The 11,609-nt window shown below is 68.3% G+C and carries 8 protein-coding genes; 5 read left to right on the forward strand and 3 right to left on the reverse strand.

Annotation, left to right across the window (positions count from 1 at the left end; genetic code table 11):
• Positions 1-10: 10 nt before the first annotated feature.
• Together ACFWI4_RS21905 and ACFWI4_RS21910 are read right to left on the reverse strand one after the other, a co-directional pair.
• Positions 11-868 (reverse strand): phosphatase PAP2 family protein, encoded by an 858-nt coding sequence (locus ACFWI4_RS21905; protein ID WP_387198683.1) that lies wholly within the window; start codon positions 866-868, stop codon positions 11-13.
• A gap of 108 nt (positions 869-976) precedes the next feature.
• On the reverse strand, positions 977-2,011 hold the full coding sequence (locus ACFWI4_RS21910) for a LacI family DNA-binding transcriptional regulator (RefSeq protein WP_387198687.1): 1,035 nt from the start codon (positions 2,009-2,011) through the stop codon (positions 977-979).
• A 469-nt stretch (positions 2,012-2,480) separates the two neighbouring features.
• On the opposite strand from ACFWI4_RS21910, the gene ACFWI4_RS21915 reads away from it, so the two are divergent.
• The 4 genes from ACFWI4_RS21915 (at position 2,481) to ACFWI4_RS21930 (ending at position 7,748) form a co-directional block, all read left to right on the forward strand.
• Complete coding sequence (locus tag ACFWI4_RS21915) at positions 2,481-3,758, forward strand: extracellular solute-binding protein (RefSeq protein WP_387198690.1); 1,278 nt, start codon at positions 2,481-2,483, stop codon at positions 3,756-3,758.
• A gap of 134 nt (positions 3,759-3,892) precedes the next feature.
• Positions 3,893-4,897 (forward strand): carbohydrate ABC transporter permease, encoded by a 1,005-nt coding sequence (locus ACFWI4_RS21920; RefSeq protein WP_385400527.1) that lies wholly within the window; start codon positions 3,893-3,895, stop codon positions 4,895-4,897.
• A gap of 13 nt (positions 4,898-4,910) precedes the next feature.
• Positions 4,911-5,831: a sugar ABC transporter permease gene (locus ACFWI4_RS21925; RefSeq protein ID WP_387198693.1), complete on the forward strand. Its 921-nt coding sequence runs from the start codon at positions 4,911-4,913 to the stop codon at positions 5,829-5,831.
• A gap of 237 nt (positions 5,832-6,068) precedes the next feature.
• A complete protein-coding gene (locus tag ACFWI4_RS21930) occupies positions 6,069-7,748 on the forward strand; it encodes a glycoside hydrolase family 13 protein (protein ID WP_387198696.1) in 1,680 nt (559 codons plus the stop codon).
• Between the two features lie 105 nt (positions 7,749-7,853).
• On the opposite strand, the gene ACFWI4_RS21935 is transcribed toward ACFWI4_RS21930, so the two are convergent.
• Positions 7,854-9,911, reverse strand: a complete 2,058-nt coding sequence (locus ACFWI4_RS21935) for a carbohydrate-binding module family 20 domain-containing protein (protein ID WP_387198699.1) — start codon at positions 9,909-9,911, stop codon at positions 7,854-7,856.
• 194 nt (positions 9,912-10,105) lie between these two features.
• Here ACFWI4_RS21935 and ACFWI4_RS21940 point away from each other — a divergent pair, with 194 nt between their 5' ends.
• Positions 10,106-11,488: an alpha-amylase family protein gene (locus ACFWI4_RS21940; RefSeq protein WP_387198702.1), complete on the forward strand. Its 1,383-nt coding sequence runs from the start codon at positions 10,106-10,108 to the stop codon at positions 11,486-11,488.
• Positions 11,489-11,609: the final 121 nt, after the last annotated feature.

Here is an 11,609-nt window from a genome sequence, read left to right on the forward strand (position 1 = left end):
GCGGGCGGGGTCAGTCCTCCGCCCCCAGGGCCGGCGTCCCGCGCGTCCCCGGCACCCACTGCGGCAGCGAGTAGGGCAGCGCGCCGTACCACAGGCGCGTCACCGCGAAGCCGAAGGCGAGGCACAGCATGCCGCCCACCGCGTCCAGCCAGAAGTGGTTGGCGGTGGCGACGATGACGACGAGGGTCGCCACCGGGTACAGGAGGCCGAGGATCCGCGCCCAGGGGGTCCTGGCCAGCGCGAACAGGGTCAGTCCGCACCACAGGGACCAGCCGATGTGCATGGACGGCATCGCGGCGTACTGGTTGGACATGTGCTTGAGATCGCCGGAGGCCATGGAACCCCAGGTCTCGTGGACCATGACCGTGTCGACGAAGGTGCTGCCGGTCATCAGACGGGGTGGCGCGAGCGGGAAGAAGTAGTAGCCGAGCAGGGCCACCGCCGTGGTGGCGAAGAGCGCGAGACGGGCCGCCGCGTAGCGGCCGGGATGACAGCGGTACAGCCAGACCAGGACACTCAGCGTCACCACGAAGTGCAAGGTCGCGTAGTAGTAGTTCATCCCGATGATCAGCCATCCGACCGAGTTCACCGCGTGGTTGACGGACTCCTCGACGGCGACACCGAGATGGTGCTCCAGCCGCCAGATCCAGTCCGCGTTGCGGAGGGCCTCGCGTCTCTGCTCCGGCACCGCGTTGCGGATCAGCGAGTACGTCCAGTAACTCACGGCGATGAGCAGGACTTCGAACCAGAGGCGGGGGCGACGCGGGGTACGCATATGGCGCAGGAGCGCGTTCCCCGCCTTCTCCTCCGCGACGGGCCGTGGAGTGGCCTGACGGCCTTCCAGTGACGTCACGGTCGTATCACCCATAGGCACAGAGTCTGCCAGAAAAGGCTTCCCCCACCCATGATCCCCGGGTCGGGTCCCGGCCGCACTTTCTACACCCGTGGGAGTGCTTCGCCCCCTTTGTCGTCCTGCTCAGGGACGATTCCGGTCCCCCGGGGCAGAAGCGGTCGAACCGCGCACCACGAGTTCCGGCATGAACACGAACTCGCTGTGCGGCGCCGGCGTGCCGCCGATCTCCTCCAGGAGCGTGCGCACCGCGGCCTGGCCCATCGCGGGGACCGGCTTGCGGACCGTGGTGAGCGGCGGGTCGGTGAAGGCGATCAGCGGGGAGTCGTCGAATCCCACGACCGAGATGTCCGTGGGAACCTCCAGGCCGCGCTGGCGCGCCGCCCGTATCGCGCCGAGCGCCATCATGTCGCTGGCGCAGACGATCGCCGTGCAGCCGCGGTCCATGAGCGCGCTCGCCGCGGCCTGGCCGCCCTCCAGCGTGTACAGCGAGTGCTGGACCAGCCGCTCCTCGATGTCCGCGGGGCTCAGGTCCAACTGCTCCTGCATCGAGCGCACGAAGCCCTCGATCTTGCGCTGCACCGGCACGAACCGCTTGGGGCCGAGGGCGAGTCCGATGCCGGTGTGCCCGAGCGAGGCGAGATGCGTGACCGCGAGGGCCATCGCCGCGCGGTCGTCCGGCGAGATGAACGGCGCCTGCACCTTCGGCGAGAAGCCGTCCACCAGGACGAAGGGGACGCCGCGGCCCCGCAGTTGCTCGTAGCGCTGCATGTCCGCCGAGGTGTCGGCGTGCAGTCCGGAGACGAAGATGATGCCGGCGACCCCGCGGTCGACCAGCATCTCGGTCAGCTCGTCCTCGGTGGAACCGCCCGGGGTCTGGGTCGCGAGCACCGGGGTGTATCCCTGGCGCGTCAGCGCCTGCCCGATCACCTGCGCGAGCGCGGGGAATATCGGGTTCTCCAGCTCGGGGGTTATGAGGCCCACCAGGCCCTCGCTGCGCTGCCGCAGCCGCACCGGGCGCTCGTAGCCGAGGACGTCGAGGGCGGCGAGGACTGACTGGCGGGTGGTCGCCGCGACGCCCGGCTTCCCGTTCAGGACGCGACTGACCGTCGCCTCACTGACCCCCGCCTGGGCCGCGATGTCGGCAAGCCGTGTGGTCACAGGATTGGACTGTACCGGTCGCATCTCACCCTGCCCACCAACCAGACGCCGTGTGCGGGCGGTTGATCGGCCCGCTCCGGGCTGCTGCGTCATCGCGCTCCCTCGTGATTCTGGTCGGCTCGGTGTCCCGTGCGTGCGTCGCGCGGGAAAGGGTGGCTCCTGCAAGACGCTGACGGGCTGATGATCCCTGTATGCGACATCCGTGGCAAGAGCTTGCAGAGTCTTGCACAGGGCGCGGGATGTGTGCTGAGCGGCCCGCAGCGGGGTTTCGGGAAGGATGCCGCGAGGTCACGGCCGCATAACTGTCGTCAGGTCTTGCACTTTTTTGCTGCAAGGTCTTTCGCACCGCTTACATCGCTGTTACGTTCACGTCGCCCGGCGGACGCAACGGCGCAGTCGGCAAGTCGGCAGGGGAACCGGGCGGGACCGGTTCCTCACCCACTCGGGCTTTCACCCTCAAGGAGAACTCATGCGGCGTGGCATAGCGGCCAGTGCGCTGGTGGCGTCTTTCGCCCTCGCGGCGACGGCCTGCGGCGGCAGCGGCAGTGACAGCAGCGACAAGGCCAGCGGGCCGGTCACCATCACGTGGTGGGACACGTCCAACGCCACCAATGAGGCGCCGACGTACAAGGCCTTGGTCAAGGAGTTCGAGGCCGCCAACAAGAACATCAAGGTCAAGTACGTCAACGTGCCCTTCGACCAGGCGCAGAACAAGTTCGACACGGCCGCCGGTGCCTCCGGCGCCCCGGACGTCCTGCGCTCCGAGGTCGGCTGGACCCCCGCCTTCGCCAAGAAGGGCTACTTCCTGCCCCTGGACGGCACCGCCGCCCTCGCGGACCAGGCCAAGTTCAAGCCCAACCTGATCGAGCAGGCCAAGTTCGACGGCAAGACCTACGGTGTGCCGCTCGTCACGGACACCCTGGCGCTCGTCTACAACAAGGCGCTGTTCACGAAGGCCGGCATCACCGAGGCCCCCAAGACGTGGAGCGACCTGAAGAAGGACGCCGCCACCATCAAGTCGAAGACGGGCGTCGACGGCTACTGGGGCTCGACCCAGGCCTACTACGCGATGAACTTCCTCTACGGCGAGGGCACCGACACCGTCGACGCCTCCGCGAAGAAGATCACGGTCGACTCTCCCGCCGCGAAGAAGGCGTACGGCACCTGGCTGGGCCTCTTCTCCGGCAAGGGCCTGCACAAGGCGGACACCACCGCCGACGCCTACGCCCACATCCAGGACGCCTTCGTCAACGGCAAGGTCGCCGCGATCGTCCAGGGTCCCTGGGAGATCACGAACTTCTACAAGGGTTCGGCGTTCTCGGACAAGACCAACCTCGGCATCGCGACCGTCCCGGCCGGCTCCACCGGCAAGGCGGGCGCCCCGACCGGCGGCCACAACCTCGCGGTCTACGCCGGCTCGGACAAGGCCCACCAGGCCGCCTCGCTGAAGTTCGTCAACTTCATGACCTCGGCGAAGTCCCAGGCCACCATCGCGCTGAAGAACTCCACGCTGCCCACGCGTGACGACGCCTACACCGACGCCGTCAAGGCCGACCCGGGCATCGCCGGCTACGGCACGGTCCTCGCCGCCGCCCAGCCGCGCCCGGCACTGCCGGAGTACAGCTCCCTGTGGGGCCCGCTGGACACCGAGCTGCCCAAGATCGCGGGTGGCAAGGAGTCCCTGGACAAGGGTCTGAGCAACGTCGAGCTGGCCATCGCCAAGCTGGTGCCGGACTTCAGCAAGTGAGCCCGTGTGGCCGCCGGATCCCTCCCCTGCCCGACTCCGGTCGGGCCGGGGGGACCCCCGAGAAGCGGGGACACGGACCCGGCGGCCACCGGCTGTGTGCGCCCAACTCCTGATCTTGCAGAAGGTGTCGAACCATGACAGTCGCCATCGACCGCGCGACCGGCAAGCCGCGCGGTGACCGAGCACCGCGTCCCGGCCGGATGCAGCGTCTCAAGCACTCGTACCAGAAGTACTGGTACGCGTACGCGATGATCGCCCCGGTCGTCGTCGTACTCGGCGGATTGGTGCTCTATCCGCTGGTTCGGGGCCTCTATCTCACGCTCACGGACGCCAACAGCCTCAACTCGGCCCGCACGATCGGCGTCAACCACATCGACGCCACCTACAAGTTCATCGGCCTGGACAACTACAAGGACATCCTGTGGGGTCCGACGTCGTACGACCGCTTCTGGTCGCACTTCATCTGGACCATCGCCTGGACCGTCATCTGCGTCGCGCTGCACTACTGCGTCGGCCTGGGCCTCGCGCTCCTGCTCAACCAGAAGCTGCGCGGCCGCACGTTCTACCGCCTGATCCTGGTGCTGCCCTGGGCCGTGCCCACCTTCGTCACCGTCTTCGGCTGGCGCTTCATGCTCGCCGACGGCGGGATCATCGACTCCATGCTCCACGCGGTGCACCTGCCGGCGCCCTCGTGGCTGGAGGACACCTTCTGGCAGCGGTTCGCCGCGATCATGGTCAACACCTGGTGCGGTGTGCCGTTCATGATGGTGTCGCTGCTCGGCGGACTCCAGTCCATCGACACCACGCTGTACGAGGCGGCCGAGATGGACGGCGCGAACAAGTGGCAGCAGTTCCGGTTCGTGACGCTGCCGGGCCTCAGGTCGGTCAGCTCCACCGTGGTGCTCCTCGGCATCATCTGGACCTTCAACCAGTTCGCCGTGATCTTCCTGCTGTTCGGCAACACCGCGCCGGACGCGCAGATCCTCGTCACCTGGGCCTACTACCTCGGCTTCGGACAGCAGCCGCGTGACTTCGCCCAGTCGGCCGCCTACGGCATGCTGCTGCTGGCCATCCTGATCGTCTTCACCTCCTTCTACCGCCGCTGGCTGAACCGCAATGACCAGCAGCTCGCGATCTGAGGCGGGAGCCCCCATGACTGCCACCACACCCCCCGACTCCAAGCTCAAGCGCCCGGTCGCGTGGACCGCGTTCGCGTCCTTGTCACGCGACCCCGCACGCGGGCGCGGCCGGCGCAGCCTCGCCGGGACGCTCGCCTCCCACGGCATCCTGACCGTCGCCAGCCTGATCGCGCTGTTCCCGATCGCGTGGCTCGTCTTCCTGTCCCTGGGCCCGGGCGAGGACGACTATCTGCACCCCGGACGCATCTGGCACACGATGACGTTCGGCAACTACTCCTTCGTGCTCCAGCACACGAACTTCTTCGAGTGGATGAAGAGTTCGCTCATCGTGTCGCTCGGCACCACGCTCATCGGCGTGATGGTCGCGGCCACCACCGGCTACGCGGTCTCGCGCATGCGCTTCCCCGGCTACAAGAAGTTCATGTGGGTCCTGCTGGTCACCCAGATGTTCCCGATCGCCGTGCTGATCGTGCCGATGTACCAGATCCTCTCGGACCTGCAGCTCATCGACTCCTACTTCGGTCTGATCCTCGTCTACTGCTCGACGGCGGTGCCCTACAGCGCCTGGCTGCTCAAGGGCTACTTCGACACCATCCCGTTCGAGATCGACGAGGCCGGACGCGTCGACGGACTGAGCCCCTTCGGCACCTTCTTCCGGCTGATCCTGCCGCTCGCCAAGCCGGGCCTCGCGGTCGCCGCGTTCTACAACTTCATCACCGCGTTCGGTGAGGTCGCCTTCGCCTCGACGTTCATGCTGGACGACTCGAAGTACACCTTCGCCGTCGGCCTCCAGAGCTTCGTCAGCGAGCACGACGCGCAGCGCAACCTGATGGCGGCCACCGCCGTCCTGGTCGCGATACCCGTCTCCCTCTTCTTCTACCTCGTGCAGAAGAACCTGGTGACCGGACTCACCGCGGGCGGTACCAAGGGCTGATCCGCAAGGACGCCCCCACGACGCCCAGACTCCCGCGCGCTCCTCGCGCGCGGGTGGCGGCCGCGGTGCCCATCCGACCCCGCCAGTACCGCGGCCGCCTCATCACTCCCCCCGCCCCGAAGCCTCCCGCCCCGCGCGCCCGGCCTCGTGCGAGCAGGGGTCCTGCCCCCACACCCGATTTCCTCCCCACGCCCGGCCGCACCCGGACGAGGGGACCCTCATCGCATCAAGGACGCCATGAGCCAGCACCCCGCCGACCAGGCCCCGAACTCCGTTCTCGCCACCGTCGCCGCGCATCGCGACTGGTGGCGCGACGCGGTGATCTACCAGGTCTATCCGCGCAGTTTCGCCGACAGCAACGGCGACGGCATGGGCGACCTGGAGGGCGTACGTTCCCGACTCCCGTATCTGCGCGACCTCGGCGTGGACGCCGTGTGGCTCAGCCCGTTCTACGCCTCGCCGCAGGCCGACGCCGGCTACGACGTGGCGGACTACCGGGCCGTCGACCCGATGTTCGGCAACCTGCTGGACGCCGACGCCCTGATCCGCGACGCCCACGGCCTGGGCCTGCGGATCATCGTCGACCTCGTGCCCAACCACTCCTCCGACCAGCACGAGTGGTTCAAGCGCGCGCTGCGAGAGGGCCCCGGCTCCTCCCTGCGCGACCGCTACCACTTCCGCCCCGGCAAGGGCGAGAACGGCGAACTGCCGCCCAACGACTGGGAGTCCATCTTCGGCGGCCCGGCCTGGACCCGGGTCACCGAGCCGGACGGCACCGCCGGTGAGTGGTACCTGCACCTCTTCGCGCCCGAGCAGCCCGACTTCAACTGGGAACACCCGGCCGTGGGCGACGAGTTCCGCTCGATCCTGCGCTTCTGGCTGGACATGGGCGTCGACGGGTTCCGAATCGACGTCGCGCACGGCATGGTCAAGGCGGAGGGCCTGCCGGACCTCGGCGGCCACGACCAGCTCAAACTGCTGGGCAACGATGTCATGCCGTTCTTCGACCAGGACGGCGTGCACGACATCTACCGGCAGTGGCGCACGATCCTCGACGAGTACTCGGGCGAGCGCATCTTCGTCGCCGAGGCGTGGACGCCCACCGTCGAGCGCACCGCGAACTACGTGCGCCCCGACGAGCTGCACCAGGCCTTCAACTTCCAGTACCTGGGCTCCCACTGGGACGCGGCCGAGCTGCGCGCGGTGATCGACCGCACGCTCGACGCGATGCGCCCGGTCGGCGCGCCCTCCACCTGGGTGCTGTCCAACCACGACGTGACCCGGCACGCCACCCGCTTCGCCAACGAGGCCGGCCTCGGCACCCAGATCCGCACCGCGGGCGACCGCGAGCTCGGTCTGCGCCGGGCCCGCGCGGCGAGCCTGCTGATGCTGGCGCTGCCCGGCTCGGCCTACGTCTACCAGGGCGAGGAGCTCGGCCTGCCGGACGTCGTCGACCTGCCGGACGAGGCCCGCCAGGACCCGGCGTTCTTCCGGGGCGCCGGACAGGACGGCTTCCGCGACGGCTGCCGGGTGCCGATCCCGTGGACCCGCACCGGCTCCTCGTACGGCTTCGGCGACGGCGGCAGCTGGCTGCCGCAGCCGGCCGAGTGGGCCGAGCTGAGCGTCGAGGCGCAGTCCGGCGTGGCCGGTTCCACCCTGGAGCTGTACCGCGACGCGCTCGCGGTCCGGCGGGAGCGGGCCGACCTCGGCGCGGGCGACACCGTCACCTGGCTGACCGCCCCGGAGGGCGTACTCGCCTTCCGGCGGGGCGACTTCGTCTGCACCGCCAACACGGGGAGCGCCTCCGTGACCGTTCCCGCCCACGGCCGGGTGCTCGTCGCCAGCGGCGAGGTGACCGTGTCGCAGGACGGCACGGCGCAGCTGCCCGCGGACACCACCGTCTGGTGGGCCGTCTGACCCACGCGTGACCTGACCCGCGCGTGAACCGACCCGCGCGGAAGCGGTACCCCGGTCCTGACCACCGGAGCACCGCTTCCGCGCGGGCCTCTTTTTCCGCGGCCGCTACTGCCAGGTGTCGCTCACCGTGTATCCGGAGCCCGAGCCCGTCGTGTACGAGCGGTTGCTCCCGGACTCCCAGGTCACCGCGCCCGAGGCGTCCTTCTTGATGTACTTGTACGTGAAGGACGTCGACTTGGGCACGATCGCCAGCCGGCCCCAGTACGGGTACGAGGCCGAGGACAGCGGGATCGCGTCGGCGGTGTTCCACGAGCCGAGCGCCGGGACCGAGCCGACGACGTACACGTTGGTGCCGTAGACGGTCGTCGCCGTCACCCCGAACGTCAGGTCCGTGGCGTCGGCGTCGGCCACGTTCCAGGAGTTCTGAGCCGTCACCGCCGCCGTGCCGGTGGTCAGGGTCCTGTTGGCGTTGGACTCCCAGGTGACGTTCCCCGAGGAGTCCTTCTTGATGTACTTGTACGTGATCGCGCTGTTCGCCGGTACGGAGACGTCCGCCTTCCAGACGGGGTAGCCGGACGAGGACAGTTTCACCGCGTTCGCCGTGTTCCAGCCGCCGAGCGCGGAGGCCGAACCCACCACGTACACGTCCGTGCCTGAGGTGGTCGAGGCGTACTCGTCGAAGGTGGCCGTGACCGTGCCCGGATCGGTGCCGCCGCCTCCTCCGCTCCCGCCGCCGCAGTTGACGGTGCAGACGTAGTCGGGGTCGTAGAACGCGACGGCCCCCTTGGCGGGCACGGTCAGCGACGCCCTGCCGCCGGTGACGGTGACCGAGGTGGCGCCGCCGTCGATGACGTTCGGATAGGTGCCGTCGGCGAGGCCGGTCGTGTACGTGTACGTGTTCGCGGCCGAGCTGTTGTTGATGGCGACGAACCCGGCGCCGCCCCGGCCGAAGCCGATCACGTTGGACGCGGGGGACTGCCAGTTCGCGACCGCGTACCCGGCGGCCGCGTTGTGCCAGCCGATCATGCCGGAGACCGCGGGGTCACGGTCCAGGCAGTACCAGCCGGAGGAGCAGTCCGTGTCGGTGACGAATCCGCCGCCCGAGTTCGGCGGGGCCTGGTCGCTCTGGCTGAAGGTCCAGCCGGAGTACACCGACGGCCGGCCGTAACCGCGGGCCAGCTGGTAGACGTTGGCGAGCACCGCGGTGGCGCCGTCCTTGTAGCTCAGCGAGTAGCCGTTGCGCTCGGTGTCGTGGTTGGTGACCATGGTGTTGGAGTGCGCCTCGGCGACCAGTCCCCAACTGCTGCCGAAGCTCGACAGGTTGGCGATGTCGCCCTGGAACTGCGCCTTGATCTGGGAGGCGAAGCTGAAGTCGAGGACGTCACCGGTGCCGTAGTACTCGTCGACGGAGGGCGGGGTGCCGGGATAGACCTCCTGGGTGATGAACGGCGCCGAGCCCGAGGTCGTGGTGTGCAGTCCGGCGACGATGGCGCTCATGTCGGCGGCGTCGATGTGCTTGGCCGCGTCGACCCGGAAGCCGTCGACGCCCAGGTCGATCTGCGCGTTGAGGAAGCCGGTGATCTTCGAGCGGACGTTGCTCTCGGCGGTGTCCAGGTCGGGCAGGCCGAGCAGTTCGCAGTGCTGCACCTGGTAGCGGTTGGTCCAGTCGGTGATGGTCGTCGTGCAGTCGTCGCTGTCGGCCGGGTCGTAGTCCGGGGTGTCGTACTTGTTGGTGATGACCGTGCCGTTGTATCCGGTCCCGGTCTGGGCGGCGGTGTGGTTGATCACCGCGTCGGTGTAGACCTTGATGCCGGCCGCGTGACACGTGTCGACCATGGACTTGAACGCCGCCGCCGTGCCGAAACGGCTGTTCAGGCTGTAGGAGTAGGGCTGGTAGACGTCCCACCAGTAGTAGTTGGACTGCTTCAACGACTCCTCGGGCGGGGCCACTTGGACCGCCCCGTAGCCGGCCGGGTCGAGCACGTTCGTACACTCGGACGCGACCGACTTCCAGTTCCACTCCCACAGGTTGGCGATCACGTCGCCGTTGGGGATGCCGGTGTCCGCCGCCGCTGCCTGCTGTGCGGGCAGTGCGGCCAGTCCGCCGAGCGCCAGCGCCACGGTCGCCAGCAGCCGGGGGACCCTTCTTCGTCGTAAGGCCATCGGGGATGCGGCTCCTCTCCGGATCGGTCAGCGCGGCCGCGGGGGTGCGGAGCTGACCCGTGTGGAGCGTGGGACCGCCCAAGGGGGCGCGTCAATAAGGAAGTTGAAAGTTATTTCGACATCTTGCTGAAACATGATTGCAAGCGGTACGTTCCGATCCCCCCACCCGCACGACGTAGTGCAGGAGTACACACATGGCAAGGAAGACGCTTGCCGCCTCGTTCGCCCTCGTGGCGGGCCTGGCGGTCTCGGTGACCGTTCCCCCCGGTACGGCCGCGGCCTCGCCGCCCGGCACCAAGGACGTCACCGCCGTCCTGTTCGAGTGGAAGTTCGACTCGGTCGCCAAGGAATGCACCAACACGCTGGGCCCCGCCGGATACGGCTACGTCCAGGTGTCCCCGCCCGCCGAGCACATACAGGGCTCGCAGTGGTGGACCTCGTACCAGCCCGTCAGCTACCGGATCGCCGGACGGCTCGGCGACGCCACCGCCTTCAAGAACATGATCAACACCTGTCACGCGGCCGGTGTGAAGGTCGTGGCGGACACGGTGATCAACCACATGGCTGCCGGATCCGGCACCGGAACCGGCGGCTCCTCGTACACGAAGTACAACTACCCGGGCCTCTACACGTCCGCCGACATGGACGACTGCACGGCCTCCGTCAGCGACTACACCAACCGCGCCAACGTCCAGAACTGCGAACTCGTCGGCCTCGCCGACCTGGACACCGGCGAGGAGCACGTCCGGGCGACCATCGCCGGCTACATGAACAGCCTGCTCGGCTACGGCGTCGACGGGTTCCGCATCGACGCCGCCAAGCACATCCCCGCGGCCGACCTCGCCAACATCAAGTCCCGGCTGAGCAATCCGTCCGTCTACTGGAAGCAGGAGGTCATCTACGGCTCGGGCGAGGCCGTCCAGCCCACCGAGTACACCGGCAACGGCGACGTCCAGGAGTTCCGCTACGCCTACGACCTCAAGCGGGTCTTCAACAACGAGAACCTCGCCTACCTGAAGAACTACGGCGAGGGCTGGGGCTACATGAGCAGCTCCGTCGCGGCCGTCTTCGTCGACAACCACGACACCGAGCGCAACGGCTCGACGCTCAACTACAAGGACGGGGCGAACTACACCCTCGCCAACGTCTTCATGCTCGCCTACCCCTACGGCGCCCCCGACATCAACTCCGGCTACGAATGGTCGGACGCGGACGCCGGACCTCCCAACGGCGGTACCGTCAACGCCTGTTGGCAGGACGGCTGGAAGTGCCAGCACGCCTGGCCGGAGATCAAGTCGATGGTCGCCTTCCGCAACGCCACCCGTGGACAAGCGCTTTCCGACTGGTGGGACAACGGCAACGACGCCATCGCTTTCGGCCGCGGCAGCAAGGGCTTCGTGGCCATCAACCACGAGACCTCCACGCTCAGCCGGACCTACAGCACCTCCCTCGCCGCGGGAACGTACTGCAACGTCCAGAACAACACGAGCATCACGGTGAACAGTTCGGGCCAGTTCACGGCGACGCTGGGCGCCAACACGGCACTTGCGATCTACGCGGGCAAGTCCAGCTGCTGAAAACCCTTTCCGCATGTTGCAAGACTCTTGCTGTAAACCTTGCGTGAGCGATACGGTCACGCGGGCGTTCGGCATCGTGGCCGAAACGCTGCGCGGGGTCGGACCCGAGTACGCCGTAATC

It is taken from the genome of Streptomyces sp. NPDC127038, from assembly GCF_042725875.1.
Lineage (GTDB): Bacteria > Actinomycetota > Actinomycetes > Streptomycetales > Streptomycetaceae > Streptomyces.

Excerpts from the sequence above, each read along its gene's own strand:
- ACFWI4_RS21905 (WP_387198683.1), bottom strand. The coding sequence starts at position 868 with ATGGGTGATACGACCGTGACGTCACTGGAAGGCCGTCAGGCCACTCCA.
- ACFWI4_RS21915 (WP_387198690.1), top strand. The coding sequence starts at position 2,481 with ATGCGGCGTGGCATAGCGGCCAGTGCGCTGGTGGCGTCTTTCGCCCTC.
- ACFWI4_RS21920 (WP_385400527.1), top strand. The coding sequence starts at position 3,893 with ATGACAGTCGCCATCGACCGCGCGACCGGCAAGCCGCGCGGTGACCGA.
- ACFWI4_RS21925 (WP_387198693.1), top strand. The coding sequence starts at position 4,911 with ATGACTGCCACCACACCCCCCGACTCCAAGCTCAAGCGCCCGGTCGCG.
- ACFWI4_RS21930 (WP_387198696.1), top strand. The coding sequence starts at position 6,069 with ATGAGCCAGCACCCCGCCGACCAGGCCCCGAACTCCGTTCTCGCCACC.
- ACFWI4_RS21935 (WP_387198699.1), bottom strand. The coding sequence starts at position 9,911 with ATGGCCTTACGACGAAGAAGGGTCCCCCGGCTGCTGGCGACCGTGGCG.
- ACFWI4_RS21940 (WP_387198702.1), top strand. The coding sequence starts at position 10,106 with ATGGCAAGGAAGACGCTTGCCGCCTCGTTCGCCCTCGTGGCGGGCCTG.